The organism is Corynebacterium sp. LK33, from assembly GCF_014334955.1.
GTDB lineage: Bacteria > Actinomycetota > Actinomycetes > Mycobacteriales > Mycobacteriaceae > Corynebacterium > Corynebacterium jeikeium_D.
In genome coordinates this window covers 83,315-102,797 of record NZ_PDGU01000022.1, presented here as the reverse complement: position 1 = coordinate 102,797, position 19,483 = coordinate 83,315, and the positions used below count along the sequence as shown (strand labels likewise).

The window sequence follows — 19,483 nt, the reverse complement described above, 5'->3', positions numbered from 1 at the left end:
GGCCACTGGCGCTGGTCATTGAGTTGGTGCCAGCCACCGGGGATACGAATTACTTGGCGCATCTGTGCTCAAGGCACAAAAATGCACGCCTGGCTACGTTACCGCAGCGTATGGCGTGCATCAAAATCCGTTACCGGATTGGTTGCGCGAGCGAGCTAGCTGGTGCCTTGCTCGGCGCTTGGCTTGGCGGTGCTCTCCGCTTGGCTCTGCGCCTGGCTTGAGGTCGGGCCTAGTTCAGCTTCTCGACCTCATCGATGCCCAGCTCGACCGGGGTCTCACGGCCGAAGATGGAAACCAGAGCCTTCATGCGGCCGGTGTCCGGGTCGATCTCGGAGATGGTCGCAGCCACAGATGCGAACGGACCGGACAGGATGGTGACGGACTCGCCGACCTCATAGTCGATGGCGACGGCCTTCTTCTCCGCCTGCGGCGCCGCTGCGACAGCCAGCTCACCGTCGGCATTTGCAGCTTCTTCAGCGGCGTCCGCGGTGATGGTCTCCTTCGGCATGAGGAACTTAGCGACCTCGCGAATCTTGACCTTGGACGGCTGGCCCTCGCTACCGACGAAGGAAGTAACACCCGGGGTGTCGCGGACGACGGACCAGGACGGGTCATCCAGGCTCATACGAACCAGAACGTAGCCCGGCAGCAGCTTGCGCTTAACGATCTTCTTCTTGCCGTCGTCCTTGCGCTCTTCGACTTCCTCAACCGGAACGATGACCTCGTGGATCTGCTCATCGACACCCATGGTCTGGGCGCGCATTTCCAGGTTGGTCTTCACCTTGTTCTCGTAGCCGGAGTAGCACTGGATGATGTACCAGTCGCCCGGACGACGCTTGAGCTCACGCTGGAACTCGCGCAGGCGCTTACGGTACTCGGCATCTGCGTCAGCAGCTGCCTGTGCCTCAGCGTCAGCGGCAGTCTCCTCTGCCGGCGCTGCTTCTGCTGCAGCAGTGTCAGCTGCGGCTGCGTCGGCTGCGGCTGCGACTGCACCCTCGGCCGAAGCTTCTACCTGAGCCGGTGCGTCCTGCGCATCCTGCTCAGTTGCGGCAGCATCCGCGGACTGGGCGTCGGAGAAAATATTCTGACCATCATTCATGTCGTGCTAACCCCTCTTGTATCTACATCAACGGTTCGCGACATTGGCATCTTCGCCTAAAGAGTCCTAAGAGCCAATATGCCATCCGCAATCACTTCGCACAGCCAGACACCAGCTGCGCTAACGAATAATCCCGCCGTCCGGAACTCGGAGGCGGGATGAAAAGCATCACTGCGAAACAGTATAACCGATTACTTACCCAACACCGATCGGACACCCAGACCGGCCAGCGTGTCCACACCCCACACGAGAACGATCATGGCAATCAAGAACAGAATCACGATGATGCTGTAGGTGACCATCTGGCGGCCGGTCGGCCAAATCACCTTGCGCAGCTCGTCAACAACCTGCTTGATGAAAACCAAAGGGTTACGAGTCGAAAGCTCGTTGGTCTCCTTCTCACGCGCAGGCTTCTTCGCCACGGTGGTCTGCGCGCCCGTCGCCTGGCGCTTACCGGACGGGCGAGCCGCCGCCTGGAAAGTCTGGTTTTCCTCAGACACGATGCTCCTTCGCTACTTCGTGCATATGAGACCTAAAGATACTGCACAGTGAAACTCAAACGTGAATTCTTCAAGGGCAAACTCCGGGGAAGTTCTCCGGAGCCAAGCCCCCACTGTGCAGAGCAAGTCTGGTTCAGTGCGTAAATTCTAGCCGATAATCCACACTATCGAAGAAATGCCCTTCGTGGGAACCGCAGGCTTCGAGATTCGATTCTGACAACCCCAAAGAGCTACGGGCTGCTCGCTCGGGCTGCAAATGTGAAACTGTATGGGTTTATGACACTTTCAAGCCATTTTTCGGGCTGTTTTTGTCATAAACGCAGTCAGTAACTCGCATTGCCCCACCGCCACCGAACATAAACGAAAAACCCGCCACCCAGACGCATTTTCATACGCCCTGGATGACGGGTAGCTGCAGGGGCGACAGGACTCGAACCTGCAACCTGCGGTTTTGGAGACCGCTGCTCTACCAATTGAGCCACGCCCCTTCACCACCAGCAAAAGAACTTTCCAGTCCTTAGCTGACAATGTCCCACCTTACTGCATTGCTGCATAATCAAGGCGGGGTTCGACGAACATCACTGTCCGTAGTAGCGATGGGGGGGATCGAACCCCCGACCTCACGATTATGAGTCGTGCGCTCTCACCATCTGAGCTACATCGCCCCTATTCTCTACCGGACATAAGTCCGTATAAAAGAACAGAGCCCCCTGACAGAATCGAACTGTCGACCTTTTCCTTACCATGGAAACGCTCTGCCGACTGAGCTAAGGGGGCATCAGCATCCGTTGAACTCAGCACGTAACTCCGTGGCCAATTGTTGACCGCTTCGTTTCGCTCTGTGCTCTCCGTGAAGCCTTGCAAAGATTAACCCGAAATCACCACTAAGCACAAATCAGCAGGTAGGCAGCGGTATTTCTTGTCACGTTTGCAGACATTTGGCGCGCACTTATGGATAATCTATTCACTTATCGATGAGCTCCAGCGGAACCATAAGTGAATAGCTCATCGATGAGTGTCTGCCCTCTAACCCGAGCCCCTAACTCGAGCCCCTGCCCCCGCTTAATCCAGAGCCCCTCACTCGAACCCCTACCCCAAACCCCCGCCCCGCATCCCCATCAACGGGCCCTACAAAAAAATCACCGCGAGAAAATTCTCGCGGTGATTTCACTGTGCCAGATGATGGATTCGAACCAACGAAGGCAATGCCGACGGATTTACAATCCGCTCCCTTTGGCCGCTCGGGCAATCTGGCGTGCACTCTTAAACGGTGCGAATGGAATGCTACCCACTACTCTGTCATTTACACAAATCGGCAGGTCGAGAGGATATTTCCCTACCTGGATTCACCCCTCAGCAGAACTCACCCCAGAGCAGAGCTCACCTCAGAGCAGTGCTCGCCCCTAGGCCCATCTCGCCGATGGAGCTCAATCCACTACCCCACGCGCTCCACGGTGTAGCGAGCAACGTGACGCAGGGACTCCTTGGCCGCACAGTCAGGAAGGTCAGCGATGACGCGGTCGGACTCATCCAGCAGTTCATTGACCTTCTCCATCGCGCGAGCCACACCGTTGGTCTGAGCCAGGAGCTCGAGGGCCTCGTCGACAAGCGCGTCGTCGGAAACTGGGCCGACGAGAATCTCACGGAGGCGGTCAGCGGCTGGGGTATCCTCCTGCAGCGCGTAGAGCACCGGCAGCGTGAAGACGCCCTCGCGCAAGTCAGTACCCGGAGTCTTGCCGGACTGATCGGTATTGGAGGAGATGTCGATGATGTCGTCGACAATCTGGAAAACGATACCGATTAGTTCGCCATAGCGGCGCAGCGCGTTGGAAATCTCGGCCGACGCACCGGCGTGATAGGCGCCGAGATAACCGGCCGATGCGATGAGCACACCGGTCTTTTCGGCAATGACCTTCAGGTAGCGCTCGATGCGCTCTTCTATCGGCAGGTCCAAGTCGTTGAGGCACTCGCGCATCTGACCTGTGACAAGAACACCGAAGGTCTCAGCGAAGTGAGCCACGCTCTCGGAGCCGAGCTCTGCCAGCAGGCGGGACGCAGCAGCGAAGAGGTAGTCACCGGCCAGAATGGCGACGGTGTTGTCCCAGCGCGAGTTTGCGGAGGGCACGCCGCGGCGCTTATCCGCTTCATCCATGACGTCGTCGTGGTAGAGCGTCGCCAGGTGCGTCAGCTCCAGCACCGTCGCGGCGGTGATGACCTTATCGCTCTCCGGGTTCTCCCCGAACTGCGCGGCCAGCATGGTAAACATCGGGCGGAAGCGCTTACCACCAGCGTGAGCTAGGTGGGAAACCCGCTCGACTAGGAAGTCCTCGCCGCGCCCCAGCTCGGTAATCAGGAGGTCCTCGCTCTTGCGCATTCCCTCGGTGATTGTTGCTTCCAGCGCCTCATCAACGAAGTGAGAACTAGTGGCGGTGTGCTCACCAGTGCCCTGAGCACTTCCGGAACTAAGCCCGGAGTAGTCTCCAGTACGCATTCGAGACCTGCCTAACTGACGATAAAAGATAAGAAACTGCTAAATAAACTACCTTACGAGCATAGTGGCTAGCAGACCAGTTCCCATATTTGTTTCAACGTCGTTATACGCTGGGGCAATGACCTCAAGCCCGATTTCGCGAGTTTCCCCCACGTTCGACGGCACCGTCGCTCTACCCAGCAGCACTGACGTGCTCATTGTTGGCGCAGGCCCCACCGGCTCCGCAGCCGCAATTCACGCCGCCCGCGCCGGTTTTTCGGTCACTGTGGTCGACTCCCAGCGCTTCCCGCGCGACAAAACTTGTGGCGACGGGCTCACTCCTCGTGCCATCGCTGAGCTACGTCGTCTAGGGCTTGACGACGAGCTCCTGCGCCGCAACCGCAACCGCGGACTCAAGCTACACGGTTTCGGCGGCTCCATCACCGCACCTTGGCCAGATGATGCCTCGGGCACTTTCCCCGCTGTCGGATCCGCGATGCCGCGAGTTGAGCTCGACACTTTCTTGCTCAATGCCGCCGCTGATGCCGGTGCGCAGGTCTTCGATGGGGTCGCTGCGCGGAAGGTGGTTCTCGGAGCGCTGAACACTGGCGGCACGCGGGGCCACGGCGTGCGCGAGGTGGAACTTTCCGACCGCGAAGGCAAGCCACACACCATCTCGGCCCGCTGGCTGCTCGTGGCCGATGGGGTCCGAAGTACCGTCGGCAAGCAGCTGGGGCGTGCGTGGCATCGGGACAGCGTGTTTGGCGTGGCCGCGCGGTCATATGTCAGCTTCGACAGCGCGGACGTAGCGGATGACTGGATTCACTCGCACCTGGAACTGCGCGACTCCGAGGGGCAGACGCACCCGGGCTATGGCTGGATTTTCCCGCTGGGAGCAGGCCAGGCGAATGTGGGGTGTGGGGCGCTGGCGACGTCGGCACGCCCGGCGCGCACGAACGTGAAGAAGTTGCTACGCGAGTACCACGGGCAGGTGCGTGATCAGTGGCAGATGAGCGAACCAGAGCACGTGACGTCGGCGCTGTTGCCGATGGGTGGTGCTGTATCGAATGTGGCGGGGCCGAACTGGGCGTTGCTCGGTGATGCTGCGTGCCTGGTCAATCCACTCAACGGTGAGGGCATTGACTACGGCATGGAGTCGGCGCGGCTGGCGGTGGAGCTGATTAGTTCGATTGGTGCGGGCCGCGATGGGCTGACTCACTCCTGGCCCGCCCTCCTTCGCGAGCACTACGGCACCGGCTTCTCGCTGGCTCGCAAGTTGGCGCTGACGCTGACGTACCCGAGCTTCCTTCCCACGGTCGGCCCGCTGACCATCGGTGCCCCGTGGGGCAGCCAGCTCATGGGTGTTGCCGCACGCCTGATGGGCAACCTGGTCACGGAACACGACCGCGACGTAGTGGCGCGACTCTGGCGCGCTTCGGGGAGAGCAGCGCTGGCCTCCGATAAGTGGTTCGGGCGCCAGCCCTGGCAGTAGGAATCGCTTTACGACGGGCCCTGCGACCGGGCTTTGCTGCGAGCTAGCGAGCTACTGCGCGGGCTTGGTTGCCGAGTGCAGCGCTGCGATACCGAAGGTGAGATTCTGCCAACCGGCATCCTCCCAGCCGGAGGCATTGATGTCGCGGGCAAGCTGCGGCTGGTTTGGCCAGGCGCGAATCGACTCCGCCAAGTACACGTAGGCCTCCGGGTTCGAGGAGACGACCTTGGCGATCTGCGGCAGTGCCCGCATCAGGTATTCCTTGTAGAAGGTGCTGAACACCGGCACCACGGGGGTGGAGAACTCGCAGACTGTTAGCTGGCCTCCGGGCTTGGTTACGCGGGCTAGTTCGGCGAGGCCCGCCTTGTAGTCCACGATGTTGCGTAGACCGAAGCTGATGGTCACCGCGTCGAAAGTGTTGTCCGGGAATGGCAGCTTCATGCCGTCACCGCAGACCTTGGGAACATCGCGGTGTGCACCGGCCTTGAGCATGCCTCGGGAGAAATCACAGGCAACGACGTATGCGCCAGACTTTGCCAACTCCACTGATGAAACAGCCGTACCGGCGGCCAGGTCGAGGACTTTCTGGCCAGGCTGCAGGTTCAGGCGCTTTGCCGTGCGCACGCGCCAGTAGTGGTCAATGCCACCGGTGAGCACGGTATTAGTGATGTCGTAATTCTTCCCCACGCCGTCGAACATCGAGGCGACTTCGCTGGGATTTTTCGTTAAATCAGCCCTAGACACGATGTCCAGATTACGCGACCGACTTCTGACGCGTAGCAGCACCTGCATGGGAGGCATCAATCGCATCTGCTGCGACCTTGCTTGACGTCTCGGCCGCGGAAACCCCAGAAACCTCCTCGTAGTGGCGAACCAGGTCTGCACACAGTGCTTCCCAGGTGCGTTCGGTCACGGTGTCGCGGCAGCGGTTGCGCAGCTGCTTGCGTGCCAGCTCATCGTCGACGAGCAGTAGCTTGTCGACCGCCTCAGACAGATCGCGGGTGAAAGTCTTGGGTTCCAGCAGGTAGCCGTTGACGTCGTTGGTAATCAGGTCGCGCGGGCCGCCTGCGTTCGGAGCGATGGCCGGCACACCGGAGGCGTGGGCTTCCTGTACCGCCTGGCAGAAGGTTTCAAAGTCACCAGTGTGGACGAACACGTCCAGACTGGCGAATGCCGCTGCCAACTTATCGCCGGTGAGCTGTCCGGTAAAGACGGCATTCGGCATCTGCTTCTGCAGCTTCTGCAGCTCCGGGCCATTGCCGACAATGACCACCTGGATATCATCGCGGCCGTTCAGCGCTGCCAGCCGCTCCACGGACTTCTCCGCCGCGAGCCTGCCGACATAACCAACAATCGGCTTGCCCTCCGGGCTCCACTGCTTCCTGAGCTCTTCACTACGCTTTGTCGGAGTAAAGCGAACCGCATCAACACCGCGGCCCCAGCGGTAGACATCACGAATTTTGTGATTCTGCAGGTCCTCAATAGTAGGCGAGGACGGCGCCAGCGTTCGGGCGCAGGAGTTGTGAATCACGCGCGTCCACAACCACGCGGCCGTGGAGAGCCCCGCCAACTTGTAGTTCTTGGCAAAACCCGCAACGTCAGTCTGATAGATAGCCACAGCCGGGATGCCCAGTGCCTTGGCAGTCAACGCGCCCGCACCGCCAAGTACAAATGGCGAAGCCAAGTGGACAACATCCGGCTTAAACTGCGTCAGCGCCGACGCTACCCGACGGTTCGGCACACCAATCGGTAGCGAATCAATCAACGGCACCATCACAGTGGGCACACGCTCAATGCGGTAGTCGCAGTAGAACTCTGCCTCTTCCTGCCAGTCCCGAGCACCCGGCGCAATCACCAGCGCCTCGTGTCCTTCACGGCGTAAGTGTTCCAACACCCGCAGCACGGAGTTTGTCACTCCATTGATGTTGGGCAAGAAGCTTTCAGCAATGATGGCAACGCGCATGGTGCTAGTTTTCCATCTCGTCGGAAAGCGAAAGTGACCCTCTGTTTACCTTTTGGGGATCTCTTTGTAAACGACGGGTTGCGCGCAACGACGACCACCACAACGGCGCGACGACGAGAAATGTAACCACAGCGATACTGGTCGCCGGGAGAAGTGACAGCGTCCATGTGCGCCCGGCGACGCGGACGACATTGGGATCAGTGCGGTCGTATTCGACGCGGACGCGCTGCCCCTCTTCCAGACCAACGGGATAGAGCAAACCGGTTGGTGGCGACTGAAAATCGCCATTCTCGTCGACGAAATCAACCGTGGTGCGAAGGAGCTCGACCGAGCGCACATTGGCTACGGACTGCCCCATGTTCGACTCGATATTGCGGTCATTAATGAAACAGCCAACCACCATGGCCAGGCACGACAGCAACAGGCAAATCATCACAAAGAGCAGTACCTGACGAAGGAGGCGCGGCCAATTGGCCAGGGCAGTTTTCCACTGCATGGCGGTCGCGACCTCCCTATTTTTCTGTCCCTGATTGTTTCCAGCTCTGATTGGATGCTGCCGGCCGGCTAGTGCTTGTCCAGCGAGCCTTGTCCAGCTAGTGCTTGTCCAGCACCCCAATCTCCGCATTGTATGCCAGCTTGTGATGCAACTGCCGACGCGTCGCACGCGTGGTCGCCACCTCAATGACGCGGATGCCATCGACGTCGGTATCCGGGTGCAACTGCGCGAGCAGATCTGGGAGGCGGTCAACGCGCACGTGCTCGACCCCGTAAGCCTGGCAGATGCCCTCAAAGTCCACGTCCTGCGGGGTGCCGAAGATGCGCTCAAAGCTTCCCCGCAGAGCCGGGCTGCCCGCCTCCAGCGTCTCGAAAATACCGCCACCGGCATCATTGGCCACCACGATGGTGAGGTTTTCCGGCCTCGGCTCCAGCGGACCAATCGCCAACGCTGCGGAGTCGTGCTGGAACGTCAGGTCACCCATAAGTGCAATCGTCCGCGGCGGGCGGATCTCGTCGGCATGCTCGCGGTCGGACGCCAGCGCAATACCGATTGCCGTCGCCACCGTGCCGTCGATGCCCGCGGCACCTCGTCCCGCATACGTGTTCACCCCCGGGAAAGGCAGGCCCGTGTACGACGCATCGCGCACCGGGTTCGACGCGCCCAGCACCACATTGTCACCCGTGCGCAGGCTGTCCGTCAGAGCCGCCGCCACATGAAATCCGGTCAGCGGTTCCTCCGCTTCAATCGACTCGGTAAGCGTCTCTCGCACGGACTTCACCGCCAACTCGCTGGCGGCCTCACAGATTTTCGTCCACTGCGGGTCCTGCTCCCCCACAGTCTGCACATGCCTAACGACGGCCCTTGCGTTCGCCGTCACATCCGGGAACTCCACCCCAAAACCGTGGTTTTCCGCTTCGGAGACAACGGTCAGCTCGATATCCGGATTGGCCAGCAGCTTAGAGATACCTCGGTGCAGCGTCGGCCTGCCGACCAGCACAATCTGCTCCGGCGGAATCTGCGCGAAAGTGCCCGCCGCAAGCGGGTGCACCGGGTGCGCCGGCGCATATGCATTCGGCTCAGCGATGGTTGGCAGATCCTCCAGCGCCGGCAGGTGCGGGGCATTCGAACCCGCAATCACGAGTGTGCGGCGGCTGATGTCAATTGTGGCTGTGCTAGCCGCGTTGGCCGGGCCGGTTGCGGTGGCCGAGTTGGCTGCGATGGCGGCCGCGCCGACGTTGTTGCTGTTGGTAGGCGCAATCGTGGTCCAGGGGCCGCCGTCGGCGCGGCCCTCGGGGATGTCGGCGACGGAGTCGTCGTCAGGCACGAGCGGTTCGACAAAACGGACGTTAAGGTGGCCGGCGCCGGATCCCATGCCGGCGACAACGCGATCAATGCGAGCGCGGATCTGCGCGGCGGTGGCCTTCGTGACCGGGGCGGTGCCGTCCAGATCGAACTCGACGACGGAGGCATCAGCGAACAGGCGGTCCTGGACGATGGTCTGGTTCGCGCCGGTGCCGCGATAATGCGCGGGGCGGTCGGCGGTCAGTGCCAGCAGCGGAATGCCCGACGCGGTGGCCTCCACCATGGCGGGCACGAGGTTCGCCACTGCTGTGCCGGACGTTGTAATTACCGGGGTCACCTTGCGGGTGCGCGAGGCCAGGCCGAGGGCGAGGAAGGCCGCGGAGCGTTCATCGATGCGCACGTGTAGGCGAACCTTCGCCGCGTCAGCGGCCTGGACCAGAGCGCGGGCGAGTGGGGCGGACCGGGAACCCGGGCACACCACGGCATCGACCATGTCGAGACGCAGCAGCTCATCGACGATGAGGCCCGCTACCACTGCGGATGGGGCTTGTGTGGACTGGACGGCGTGAGTGGTTTCGGCCGCGCCGGTGTCCGGGTCTTGAGAGGTGTCCTGGTTGTCGTTCACACTCAATAGGCTACTTGCCGGAAGTTACTGACTAGGTTTATGTCAGTTTGGAAGCCGTTTTTCGGGCTCAAAGTGTCATAAACCTAGTCACTTTCTTGGCGTTATAGATGGGCGTACGCCGCGCGGAGGCGGTCGAACCACCAATCGCGGCGGGGGCCCGGCGCGGCGAGCTCGGCCAGGCGGGAAGGGTCGGGCGCGGGGTTGGTGACGGGCAGTCGGCCATCGATAAGTGGCCGGGGCTCGATGACGTCCTCGATAAACAGCGAGGACGTGGCCAAACCCGCCGCGTTCGGCTCCGGCTGCAGCTCGGTAGCAGGCAGGGCCGCCACCGTGAACAAACCGGCGGCCATACCAACGCCGGTATCCAAGGCGCTGGCGACGGTCACCTTCATCTCCAGTTCCTCGGCCAACCGAAGCAAACGGCGTGGCCCGCCAAGCGGCGCAACCTTCATTACGCCCACGTCAGCAGCCTGCTCGCGCGCAACCAAATACGGATCCTCGGCCTTGCGAATCGACTCATCGGCAGCGATCGGGCAAAACTCCCCCACTGTGTCGCGGACCGCGCGGAGCTCGGCGACAGTCGCAACGGGCTGCTCCATGTACTCCAGCGGCCCCAACTCATGAGCGGCGCGGATGGCCTGCTCCACCGACCAGCCACGATTCGCATCCACCCGCACCACAGGTTCATAGCCATAGGCTTCGGCCACCGCGGTGCGGACGGCGGCTACGCGCTCGATGTCGTCGTTAAGCGATTGGCCGCTCTCTGCGACCTTGACCTTAAACGTGCGGCACCCGGGGTAGCGCGCCAAGACCTCCGGCACCTGGTCGGGTGTGACGGCGGGGATGGTGGCGTTGACCTCGACAAACTCGCGCTTCGGGGTGGGCAGGCCGACGTATGCGCATTCGATGGCCGAGCGCAGCCACGCGGCGGCCTCGGACGCCTCGTACTCCAGGAAGGGAGCGAACTCGCCCCAGGTGACGGGGCCGTCGATGAGGAGTGCCTCGCGGGTGGTGACGCCACGGAATTTCACTGCCATGGGCAGCGCGACGACGTGGGCGCGGTCGAGGATGTCGTCGATTGGCGGAAGCTGGATGTTGGGCGCAGCGGACACAGACATACCCCTCATGCTAGAGACCTTTATGCTGGAAGCCATGACTGATACCGCGAAGTACTCGACCGATAACCCTTTCCGCCCCGAGCAGTGGAAGACGGTTGATGGTTTTGAGGATTTGACCGACATCACCTACCACCGGCACGTCGGCGAGGGCCGCGAGAACGGTATTGTGCGTATTGCGTTTGATCGCCCGGAGGTTCGTAACGCATTCCGCCCGCATACCGTCGATGAGCTCTACCGCGCGCTCGACCACGCGCGCCGCACCCCGGATGTCGGCGTAGTGCTGCTGACCGGTAACGGCCCGAGCACCAAGGACGGTGGCTGGGCATTCTGTTCGGGCGGTGACCAGCGCATTCGCGGTCGTTCCGGCTACCAGTACGCAACGTCCCACGAGCATGACGACGCTACCGCGGACGCATCCACCATCGATACCGCGCGCGCCAAGGTCGAGGGAGGCCGCCTGCACATCCTGGAGGTGCAGCGCCTAATTCGCACTATGCCGAAGGTTGTCATTGCCGTGGTCAATGGCTGGGCCGCAGGTGGCGGACACTCCCTGCACGTCGTGTGTGACCTGACGCTCGCATCGCGCCAGGAGGCCCGCTTTAAGCAGACCGACGCTGACGTGGGATCTTTCGACGCCGGCTATGGCTCGGCCTACCTGGCGAAGCAGGTTGGCCAGAAGTTTGCCCGCGAGATTTTCTTCCTCGGCCGCTCCTACGACGCTGAGACCATGCACCGCATGGGCGCCGTCAACGAGGTCGCCGACCACGCTGAGCTGGAAGATGTCGCGGTCGAGTGGGGTCGCATGATTAACGGTAAGTCCCCGACGGCGCAGCGCATGCTGAAGTTCGCCTTCAACCTGACCGATGACGGCCTGATGGGTCAGCAAGTCTTCGCGGGTGAGGCTACTCGCCTGGCGTACATGACCGACGAGGCCGTCGAGGGCAAGGAAGCGTTCCTGGAAAAGCGCGACCCGAACTGGGACGAGTTCCCGTTCTATTACTAGGCCTGTTGGGACACTGCTAGGGCTGGCTTAGCGGCGTGAACCCCCAGCCCTACTGCCCAGCCTTACCCCACCTTCGTAACCTCAAAACGCTGCTCCGGGTGGACGTAGGCCTCCTGCGCACGAACGAGCTCCAGCTCGCCAGAGCCGGACTCGTGCGTGACCTTTAGCAGCTCAAAGATACTGGCCGCGGTGTTGCCCAGCGCGACCGAAAGGTCACCGTCAATACCGCGACCGCGCAGCAGGTTGCCCGCGAACAGCGCAGCCGCGACATCGCCGGAGCCGTTGCGCTTCAGCGGCAAGTATGGTGTCGCCACCAGCCATGCGCCCGAGCCGTTGACGGCGAGCATCTCAATCTCGCCCTCCTTGCGCTCCGGACGCAGCACGCTGGTCACCAACACGGCCTCCGGCCCCATCTCACGAGCAGCATGGGCTGCCGCAATCGTGGACTCCAGGTCGCTCACCTCGCGGCCCGTCAGGTATCCCAGCTCAAACTGGTTCGGCGTAATCACGTCTGCCACCGGCACGACCTTGTCGCGCAGCAGCGGCGGAATGTCATCCGACACGTGGCAGCCACTCTTGGCATTTCCCATCACCGGGTCACACGAGTAGATAGCCTTCGGATTGCGCTGCTTGGCCAGCGCCACAGCTTCGATGATGACATCCGCAATATCGCTACCGCCCTGGTAGCCGGAGATAATCGCGTCGACGTCGTCAAGCTTGCCCAGCTCATCGATACCCTTGATGACCTCGCGCACATCCGTGGCCGGAATCATCGGGCCGCGCCACTGGCCGTAGCCGGTGTGGTTGGAGAAATCGACGGTGTGGACCGGCCACACTTCAAAACCTGCGCGCTGCAGCGTGAAGACCGCAGCGGAGTTGCCCACGTGGCCATAGCTCACATGCGACTGGATGGACAGAATCGAGGGCACGCGGTTGAACTCCGCGACAGTTTCAGCTGCCTTTTCAGTAGGGGCCTGGTTTTCGCTCATACCATCTATATTGCAACGGATGCGCGAAAATCCCATATTCCCTAGTAGGGGCTGGGGCGACGTCGGCTGGCTTTGAGCTCGGAGCGGCGCTGCTTCTGCGCTTTACGACGGGCAATCGAGGCCCGACTCGGTCGAGTCCGCCGGCGCCTCGGAGGCGGTGGCTGCACGGCTTCTCGGATGAGTTTCGCTAAGCGCCGCCTGGCTTCCGCGCGGTTGCGTACCTGGGAGCGCTGCGTGGTAACGGACACGGTGAGTGTGGTGCCGTCGAGTCGGTGGCTGAGGTTCTGGAGAGCGCGGCGGCGGTGGACGTCGGAAAGCACGCTGAGCTCGGCGATATCCACCGATAGCTGCACCTTGGAGTCCGTGGTGTTAACGCCCTGACCGCCCGGCCCTCCAGAGCGCGCGAAGCGTTCGGTGAGCTCCGCTGCGGGGATAACAAGGCCCTTTGGGATGCCAGGGCCTGGCGGGATGTTCAGGGGTTGCATGGTGGCCAGTGTAGTCAGGACGCGTTTGTGATCGGGTCCCGTTTCCTCCAATCCGCTGTTAAACAACAAATGCTCGCCTAAGCTGGCGAATAACACTTATCCACTTATAAAAACAGCAAGAAAAGGCAGGATTGAGACACCATGGCCACTTCTGATTCCCCGTCCATTTTCATCTCCGGCGGCGCGCAGGGCATTGGCCGCGCGGTGGCCGAGAAGTTCCTGGCTGCAGGCTGGACCGTCGGCGTCTACGACATCAATGAGGATGCCCTGGCGAAGCTCAAGGCTGAGCGCCCGGAGGTAATCGTCGGCAAGCTGGACGTGACGGACTTTAAGCAGTGGGAGGACGCGCTTGCGGACTTCACCTCCCACACCGGCGGCAAGCTGACGGTGCTGGACAATAACGCGGGCATCATCGGCGATGGCGATATCACTGACCAGTCACCGGAGATTATCCGCGCGCAGGTGGACATCAACTGCACCGGCCTGACACTGGGCGCGAAGGCGGCGCACCCGTACCTGAAGCGCACTAAGGGGTCTCACCTGGTCAACATGGGTTCGGCTTCGGGCATTTACGGCCAGCCGCACATCGCGCCGTACTCCGCGTCGAAGTTCTACGTCTCTGGTCTGACGCAGGCTCTGGATCTGGAGTGGCGCAAGGACAAGATCCGCGTCGTCGCAATCATGCCGCTGTGGGCGAAGACCAAGCTGGCGGACGTTTCCGCCGGTTCCACCCGTCGTCTTGGCGTGCGCATTACGCCGAACCAAGTCGCTGATGCTGTGTGGAAGGCAACGCACCCGCAGAACTTCATTGAGCGCCAGCGTCACTTCTACTCGGTGTCGGCGGCAGACTTTATCCTGCGCTACCTGGGCAAGATTGGTCCGCAGTTCCTTTCCCGCCCGGTTAACGCAATCATCGCGGGTTAAGAGGCAAACTAGACCTATGCTCTTCGATCAACTCCCGCGCGACGATGCCCGCATCACGCCGGGAGTTGTTCATTTGCCGGGATGGCTTCCCCTGGACCGGCAGGCGGGCATCATCACGCAACTCCGCGACATCGCCCGCGACGTTGCCGGCACTCCCCTGGCCATGACTCGCCCGCAGCTCAAAAGTGGTCAGATGCAGGTCTTTATGCTGCATCTCGGCCGCATGTGGGCCACCAATCCCTACCGCTACGTCACGCACGCAGGCGGCGTTCGCGTCCCGCCCGTGCCTGACAACCTGCTACAGCTCGCTACCGAAGCACTCGGCGCTGCCGCGCTTTACGACGAATCCCTCAGCCAGTGGCCCACCACTTTTCGGCCCGACATGGCGTTGGTCAACTACTACCCGCCCGGGGCCACCATGGGGATGCACCAGGATCGAAACGAAAACTACCCTGCCCCGATTGTGTCACTCTCTATCGGCGATGAGGCTCTGTTCCGCATTGGCGGGACTGAAAACCGCAACAAACCCTGGGATGACGTGACTCTCGCCAGCGGGGATGTGATTGTGTTTGGTGGTCCGAAGCGGCTTGCGTTTCATGGTGTGCCCAAGACTCGTCCGGGCACGCTGCCGGAAGGGTGCGGGCTTAAAGAGGGCCGCATCAACATCACATTCCGGCAAGTGGAAAACTCACACTAAACCGCGCAAGCCACCGACCGCTAGCCTAGACACATGCAGCGCACCGCTTCCTCCATGCACGCACAGCCTGCCACCGCGCAGACCCCTGCCCCACTCGACTGGCGCAGCCGGGTACGTTTCTTTGTCGGCTCGTTCCCAACTGCCGATCTCGCTATTGCGACTGCTTTCCTGCTGTGCTGCTGGTTGAGCATGACGCCGCTACTTACTTATGGCCCGAGCTTTACTTATGTCACCAATGTGATTCTGTCCGCGATGATTGCCGGGGCCGCAGCGTTTCGTCGTAAAGCAGTGCGTGCATCGTTTGTGGTTACGTACAGTGCCCTAGCGGGTCTCGCCTTGCTGGTGTGGCTATCCCCAGTGAACCTTGGGCTAGACCCCATTATTGTTGCTGCCCCACTATCTCTATGGGCTGTGACCAGGTGGGAACCGAATCGCACCTGGGGCATCGTTGGGCTGTTTTTAGGGTTGATTGGCAGCTTCCTCAACCCGGCAGTTCCTGCCTTCGGCTTTACCCCGGAACGACTATTGGTCTTCGGACTACCGGCGGTGCTTATCACGGCGAGCGCGTACGCAGTGCCACTATGGCTGCGCATCAACGCCGAGGAACATGCCGCGGAGTTGGAGAACGTCGTGGCGCTCAACAAGCTGGAGTTGTCCAGGGAGCTTCACGACGTCGTGGGGCACGGACTCACCTCTATTAAGGTTCAGGCCCAAACCGCTCTGTACCTGGCGGAGATGGATGGCTCACGAGCGGAATCCGCTGCTGAAAAGACCACGCTGGAAGGTATTGCCCAGACCGCAGACCAATCGTTGCGGGATGTGCATGCGCTTGTCGATGCGCTACGTGATGGCGGCGAGATTAGCGCTGACCCGAATGAGATTCCGCGTCTGGTTGCGGCAGTTTGTCCGCCGGGTCGCGATGTTTCGGTGACTCTGCCGGAGTCTTATGGAGACCTGGTGGATTGGCCACTCGCGAAGCGTTTGACTTTGGTGCGGGCAGTGACGGAGTTGGCCGCGAATATGGCCAAGCACTCATCGGGCGCTGGTCAGCTGGCACTGGTAATCGATCCACCTGCCGATGCTGATGACAGCCCGGCGCGGGTACATTTGGTGACCGCAAATCGGGCTGCGAGCGATACTTTGGAACCCAGGAAGCGAGCTGGCGCTGGCCTGATTGGTCTGGATGAACGCGTGGCGCAGCTCGGTGGTGAGATGACTTATGGTGAAAGCGACGGCATGTTCCGCGTCAGTATTCGGCTGTAAGCAGTTCGACCGAAGCAAGGCTGACTGGCGATTCTGTCGAGAAAGACGAGCAATGGGTGTAATTCGAGTACTAGTGGCTGAAGATCAGGCTCTGATTCGACAGTCTTTCGCGCAGCTTATTGATGCCCACCCGCAGATGAAAGTCATTGGTGCCGTGGGCGACGGCGCCGAGGCTGTGCGTCGTGCCTCCGGTGCGGATGTGGTCGTCATGGACATTCGAATGCCCGTGATGGACGGTATCGAGGCCACACGGCAGATTGTGCGAGGCGTGCCGTCCGGAGGTGCGGCTCGCGCTTCCACTCCAAAAGTCTTGGTACTGACCACTTTCCGCGAAGAAGACCTGGTGCTCGGCGCTTTAGAAGCTGGGGCCGCAGGCTTTTTGCTCAAAGACTCCAATCCCCGTGAGCTGCTTTCGGCCATCATGCGTATCCACCGTGGTGAAGGAGTCATCGATCCGAAGGTGACGCCGATGGTGTTGCGGCATGTTTCACCGCGCGCACCGCACTCAGGACAGCCAGCGAGAGCGTTCTCGACACATGGCGCTGACTCAGACCCCACTCACACAGGAACCCAATTCACACCCCGCGAACAGGAGATTTTGAACCTCGTCTGCCAAGGGCTTTCCAATGACGAAATTGCTCGCAGGTTGGTTGTTGCTACAACGACAGTGAAAACCCATGTGAAATCCCTGTTGACCAAGACGGGCTCACGCAGTCGCGTGGATCTTGTCATTTGGGCTGCGAAAAACGGGCTGCTGTAGCTTCTCCTCGCTGGTACCGTCATCCTCGCTATCGCCTCCTCCCTAGGGAGGATGTTTCCGCCACCTCATCCTCAGGGAGGGCGCGAACCGTGCCAAACACTCCTATTACTTAAGGCATGAACGCACCAACCCCTACCTCAGGCCCTTCCGCAGATGCCGCCGCTCCCCTCCTTCAGCTGCGCGGCATCACTGTCTCCTACGGCAAGAACGAACCTGTCCTGAACGGCCTCGATATGAACGTCCGCGCCGGCGAGGTCTACGGGCTATTGGGACTCAACGGGGCAGGTAAATCCACGTTGATGAGCACGGTGCTTGGGCTAATTCCCTACTCCGGTGAAATCAGCATCGCGGGACACCCGTGGTCCGTTGTCGACCTGGACCGCATCGGCGCCTCCATCAATGGCCCGGCGTTCTACCCACAGCTCTCAGCCACCGACAATCTCAAAGTGCACGCACATCTGACCGGCACGGACAAGAGCCGTATCGCCGAAGTCCTCGACTTGGTCGGACTTCATGCTGGTAACAAGCGTGCCCGCGCTTTCTCCACCGGCATGAAGGTTCGTCTCTCGCTAGCGATGGCGCTGCTCACCGACCCCGACATTGTGCTTCTCGACGAGCCCACCAACGGCCTCGACCCCGAAGCTATCGTGGGCCTGCGCACCTTGTTGCGAAATCTTGCCGCTAGTGGCAAGGCCGTCGTGGTGTCCTCCCATCAACTCGGAGAGGTCGAGAAGAGCGTTGACCACCTTGGCGTCCTTGCTGGTGGCCGACTGGTCTACGAAGGCCCGCTGGCTGACTTTGCGGCTGCTGGTCAATCCCTCGAGCAAGCTTTCTTCACCGCAGTAGGTGTTGCCCGATGAGCACTCAACCGCACACGCGCACTCTTAACACGCGCACCGTTCCTGCCCGCCGCTACTTCCGCGCCGAGCTACTGCGGGCAAAGTGGTCACTCACCATGTTTCTTCCCATCATCATGGTGGCAATCGCTCTGGTCAGCATGGTCTTTTCTAGAGGCGTTGACGCCACCGCCATGGCGAGCGCCCACATCTACTCGCTTATCCTGCTTCCTCCCCTGGCTGCTATTACGTCCGTCATCGGCCAAAACCGTGAAGAAAAACTCCGCCAAGGCGGCCTAATCTGGCGCAATATCTCGGGCACTCGAGTGCTCCTTGCCCGCGCAGCCACTGTCATTGCCTCCGCGGCCCTCGGTCACGCATTGATGGCTGCACTCCTTGCCCGGAGCGTGAGCACCGCATTGCAATTCACGCTCTTTAGCACGTTGTCATTCTTCGTCTTCTGGACATTCAGCCTTGCCCTATGGCGCCTTGTGCCACGCGCAGCTCTCTTCCTCGCTCCGCTCGCTTCCATCGCTTGGGCCATCGCAGGAACACTGGACGCCATGAGCCCAAACTGGAAAGTTCTCCCGTGGACCTGGGCAATCCGCCCAACGTTACCTATCCACGGAGTGCAGGCTAATTCCATCTCGGCTCCCGCCGACAGCGAGATCTGGAACATCGCCATCCTGCCGCCCGCGTTGCTGCATTTACTCCTCGGGCTAGGTCTATTTGCCATCGCATTGCTTGCGCACGGAAAATCTCTCAGCTTGCCGACGGGCCGGGAACGCAGCACTTCGTCGTTAAGCCATGGCATGAGCGCGACCCTTCCCTGGCGCACCTGGTGGAGTCTCGCAGCGCTGATGCTTGCCGGACTTGCGGTCGTGCGTGTGGTGTGGAACCCGGAGTATGCGCTGGGGCTGCTGAGTTTCGTCTGCGTGCCGACGGCCGCAACAGTGGTGGCCATCATGACATGGACTTCGCAAGCCGATGCCTGGCCAGCACTGATGTATCGGCGTGCGCGACGCAGCATCACGCTCCGACTGTTTGCCTTGGATATGGCGTTTCTCGTGCCGGTGCTGGTGGTTGCGGTGGTTATCAGTGGTGCAGGCGGCGAGACCAATAGCCAGACCGGCATTAACCCCTGGCCGTACCAGGCGGTAATCGCGTCTCTTGTGGCCGCGATAATTGTGGCCGTGACCGGCTTAATTGCGCGGCAAAGTGTGGCGGCCGCAATCTTTGTCTCGGTCGCGCTCGGGGGTTGGGCGGTGATGGTTGGCGGTGATGTCCTCAGCGCCTCACCGTTGTGGTGGACCTCGGAATGGGGATGGACTTGGGTAGTCCGTGATTACCCCGATCGGTGGCCAGTGATGGTTCTCGTGTCCGCCATTGTGATGGCGGCGTTCGTGGCTTGGGCTCGGGCGACATCGCTAAAGGCCATCCGCACCCGGAGCTGACGGC

At 61.2% G+C, this 19,483-nt stretch carries 18 protein-coding genes and 4 tRNA genes; 8 read left to right on the top strand and 14 right to left on the bottom strand.

Annotation, left to right across the window (positions count from 1 at the left end):
* Positions 1–229 precede the first annotated feature (229 nt).
* The 7 genes from nusG to CRD20_RS06785 all read right to left on the bottom strand — a co-directional run bounded on the left by nusG (position 230) and on the right by CRD20_RS06785 (position 4,090).
* Positions 230–1,099: a transcription termination/antitermination protein NusG gene (nusG, locus tag CRD20_RS06815; RefSeq protein ID WP_070546900.1), complete on the bottom strand. Its 870-nt coding sequence runs from the start codon at positions 1,097–1,099 to the stop codon at positions 230–232.
* Between the two features lie 191 nt (positions 1,100–1,290).
* Complete coding sequence (secE, locus tag CRD20_RS06810; RefSeq protein ID WP_049170051.1) at positions 1,291–1,599, bottom strand: preprotein translocase subunit SecE; 309 nt, start codon at positions 1,597–1,599, stop codon at positions 1,291–1,293.
* A 415-nt stretch (positions 1,600–2,014) separates the two neighbouring features.
* A tRNA-Trp gene (locus tag CRD20_RS06805) sits at positions 2,015–2,087 on the bottom strand.
* Between the two features lie 103 nt (positions 2,088–2,190).
* Positions 2,191–2,264, bottom strand: a tRNA-Met gene (locus tag CRD20_RS06800).
* A gap of 39 nt (positions 2,265–2,303) precedes the next feature.
* Positions 2,304–2,376 (bottom strand) — tRNA-Thr (locus CRD20_RS06795).
* A 396-nt stretch (positions 2,377–2,772) separates the two neighbouring features.
* A tRNA-Tyr gene (locus CRD20_RS06790) sits at positions 2,773–2,854 on the bottom strand.
* A gap of 180 nt (positions 2,855–3,034) precedes the next feature.
* Positions 3,035–4,090, bottom strand: a complete 1,056-nt coding sequence (locus CRD20_RS06785) for a polyprenyl synthetase family protein (protein WP_016422037.1) — start codon at positions 4,088–4,090, stop codon at positions 3,035–3,037.
* 118 nt (positions 4,091–4,208) lie between these two features.
* Between CRD20_RS06785 and CRD20_RS06780 the strand changes: the two genes are divergently transcribed.
* On the top strand, positions 4,209–5,561 hold the full coding sequence (locus tag CRD20_RS06780; RefSeq protein WP_222866237.1) for a geranylgeranyl reductase family protein: 1,353 nt from the start codon (positions 4,209–4,211) through the stop codon (positions 5,559–5,561).
* A 51-nt stretch (positions 5,562–5,612) separates the two neighbouring features.
* Here the strand turns inward: CRD20_RS06780 and CRD20_RS06775 are convergent, their stop codons facing one another.
* From CRD20_RS06775 to CRD20_RS06755, 5 genes are all read right to left on the bottom strand, one after another.
* A complete protein-coding gene (locus CRD20_RS06775) occupies positions 5,613–6,305 on the bottom strand; it encodes a demethylmenaquinone methyltransferase (protein WP_048732404.1) in 693 nt (230 codons plus the stop codon).
* Between the two features lie 10 nt (positions 6,306–6,315).
* Entirely contained in the window at positions 6,316–7,524 is a 1,209-nt protein-coding gene (locus CRD20_RS06770; protein ID WP_048732401.1) for a glycosyltransferase family 1 protein, read from the bottom strand.
* Between the two features lie 4 nt (positions 7,525–7,528).
* Positions 7,529–8,020 carry a DUF3592 domain-containing protein gene (locus tag CRD20_RS06765; protein ID WP_187405115.1) on the bottom strand — a complete coding sequence of 164 codons (492 nt, stop codon included), beginning with the start codon at positions 8,018–8,020 and terminating at the stop codon, positions 7,529–7,531.
* A gap of 97 nt (positions 8,021–8,117) precedes the next feature.
* Entirely contained in the window at positions 8,118–9,950 is a 1,833-nt protein-coding gene (gene menD / locus CRD20_RS06760) for a 2-succinyl-5-enolpyruvyl-6-hydroxy-3-cyclohexene-1-carboxylic-acid synthase (RefSeq protein ID WP_370546047.1), read from the bottom strand.
* Positions 9,951–10,051: 101 nt separating this feature from the next.
* Positions 10,052–11,077: an o-succinylbenzoate synthase gene (locus tag CRD20_RS06755; protein WP_187405114.1), complete on the bottom strand. Its 1,026-nt coding sequence runs from the start codon at positions 11,075–11,077 to the stop codon at positions 10,052–10,054.
* A 13-nt stretch (positions 11,078–11,090) separates the two neighbouring features.
* On the opposite strand from CRD20_RS06755, the gene CRD20_RS06750 reads away from it, so the two are divergent.
* Positions 11,091–12,071, top strand: a complete 981-nt coding sequence (locus CRD20_RS06750; protein ID WP_016422029.1) for a 1,4-dihydroxy-2-naphthoyl-CoA synthase — start codon at positions 11,091–11,093, stop codon at positions 12,069–12,071.
* A gap of 62 nt (positions 12,072–12,133) precedes the next feature.
* On the opposite strand, the gene pdxY is transcribed toward CRD20_RS06750, so the two are convergent.
* Both pdxY and arfB read right to left on the bottom strand, forming a co-directional pair.
* Complete coding sequence (gene pdxY / locus CRD20_RS06745; RefSeq protein ID WP_187405113.1) at positions 12,134–13,060, bottom strand: pyridoxal kinase PdxY; 927 nt, start codon at positions 13,058–13,060, stop codon at positions 12,134–12,136.
* A 41-nt stretch (positions 13,061–13,101) separates the two neighbouring features.
* Complete coding sequence (arfB, locus tag CRD20_RS06740; RefSeq protein ID WP_187405112.1) at positions 13,102–13,545, bottom strand: alternative ribosome rescue aminoacyl-tRNA hydrolase ArfB; 444 nt, start codon at positions 13,543–13,545, stop codon at positions 13,102–13,104.
* A gap of 141 nt (positions 13,546–13,686) precedes the next feature.
* On the opposite strand from arfB, the gene CRD20_RS06735 reads away from it, so the two are divergent.
* The 6 genes from CRD20_RS06735 to CRD20_RS06710 all read left to right on the top strand — a co-directional run bounded on the left by CRD20_RS06735 (position 13,687) and on the right by CRD20_RS06710 (position 19,479).
* Positions 13,687–14,469, top strand: a complete 783-nt coding sequence (locus CRD20_RS06735) for an SDR family oxidoreductase (protein ID WP_070546372.1) — start codon at positions 13,687–13,689, stop codon at positions 14,467–14,469.
* 16 nt (positions 14,470–14,485) lie between these two features.
* On the top strand, positions 14,486–15,166 hold the full coding sequence (locus tag CRD20_RS06730; protein WP_070546371.1) for an alpha-ketoglutarate-dependent dioxygenase AlkB: 681 nt from the start codon (positions 14,486–14,488) through the stop codon (positions 15,164–15,166).
* Positions 15,167–15,199: 33 nt separating this feature from the next.
* Positions 15,200–16,429, top strand: a complete 1,230-nt coding sequence (locus CRD20_RS06725) for a sensor histidine kinase (protein WP_187405111.1) — start codon at positions 15,200–15,202, stop codon at positions 16,427–16,429.
* A gap of 73 nt (positions 16,430–16,502) precedes the next feature.
* On the top strand, positions 16,503–17,189 hold the full coding sequence (locus CRD20_RS06720; protein ID WP_370546043.1) for a response regulator: 687 nt from the start codon (positions 16,503–16,505) through the stop codon (positions 17,187–17,189).
* Between the two features lie 116 nt (positions 17,190–17,305).
* The gene (locus CRD20_RS06715; protein ID WP_048732385.1) at positions 17,306–18,049 is read left to right on the top strand and encodes an ABC transporter ATP-binding protein; all 744 of its coding nucleotides are present in this window, start codon (positions 17,306–17,308) and stop codon (positions 18,047–18,049) included.
* Entirely contained in the window at positions 18,046–19,479 is a 1,434-nt protein-coding gene (locus CRD20_RS06710; RefSeq protein WP_187405109.1) for a hypothetical protein, read from the top strand. The genes CRD20_RS06715 and CRD20_RS06710 overlap by 4 nt, the downstream gene beginning before the upstream one ends.
* The last annotated feature ends 4 nt before the right edge of the window (positions 19,480–19,483 follow it).

Excerpts from the sequence above, each read along its gene's own strand:
- CRD20_RS06725 (WP_187405111.1), top strand. The coding sequence starts at position 15,200 with ATGCAGCGCACCGCTTCCTCCATGCACGCACAGCCTGCCACCGCGCAG.
- CRD20_RS06780 (WP_222866237.1), top strand. The coding sequence starts at position 4,209 with ATGACCTCAAGCCCGATTTCGCGAGTTTCCCCCACGTTCGACGGCACC.
- CRD20_RS06735 (WP_070546372.1), top strand. The coding sequence starts at position 13,687 with ATGGCCACTTCTGATTCCCCGTCCATTTTCATCTCCGGCGGCGCGCAG.
- CRD20_RS06730 (WP_070546371.1), top strand. The coding sequence starts at position 14,486 with ATGCTCTTCGATCAACTCCCGCGCGACGATGCCCGCATCACGCCGGGA.
- CRD20_RS06785 (WP_016422037.1), bottom strand. The coding sequence starts at position 4,090 with ATGCGTACTGGAGACTACTCCGGGCTTAGTTCCGGAAGTGCTCAGGGC.
- CRD20_RS06770 (WP_048732401.1), bottom strand. The coding sequence starts at position 7,524 with ATGCGCGTTGCCATCATTGCTGAAAGCTTCTTGCCCAACATCAATGGA.
- CRD20_RS06765 (WP_187405115.1), bottom strand. The coding sequence starts at position 8,020 with ATGCAGTGGAAAACTGCCCTGGCCAATTGGCCGCGCCTCCTTCGTCAG.
- nusG (WP_070546900.1), bottom strand. The coding sequence starts at position 1,099 with ATGAATGATGGTCAGAATATTTTCTCCGACGCCCAGTCCGCGGATGCT.
- CRD20_RS06710 (WP_187405109.1), top strand. The coding sequence starts at position 18,046 with ATGAGCACTCAACCGCACACGCGCACTCTTAACACGCGCACCGTTCCT.
- CRD20_RS06750 (WP_016422029.1), top strand. The coding sequence starts at position 11,091 with ATGCTGGAAGCCATGACTGATACCGCGAAGTACTCGACCGATAACCCT.
- arfB (WP_187405112.1), bottom strand. The coding sequence starts at position 13,545 with ATGCAACCCCTGAACATCCCGCCAGGCCCTGGCATCCCAAAGGGCCTT.
- CRD20_RS06715 (WP_048732385.1), top strand. The coding sequence starts at position 17,306 with ATGAACGCACCAACCCCTACCTCAGGCCCTTCCGCAGATGCCGCCGCT.
- pdxY (WP_187405113.1), bottom strand. The coding sequence starts at position 13,060 with ATGAGCGAAAACCAGGCCCCTACTGAAAAGGCAGCTGAAACTGTCGCG.
- CRD20_RS06755 (WP_187405114.1), bottom strand. The coding sequence starts at position 11,077 with ATGAGGGGTATGTCTGTGTCCGCTGCGCCCAACATCCAGCTTCCGCCA.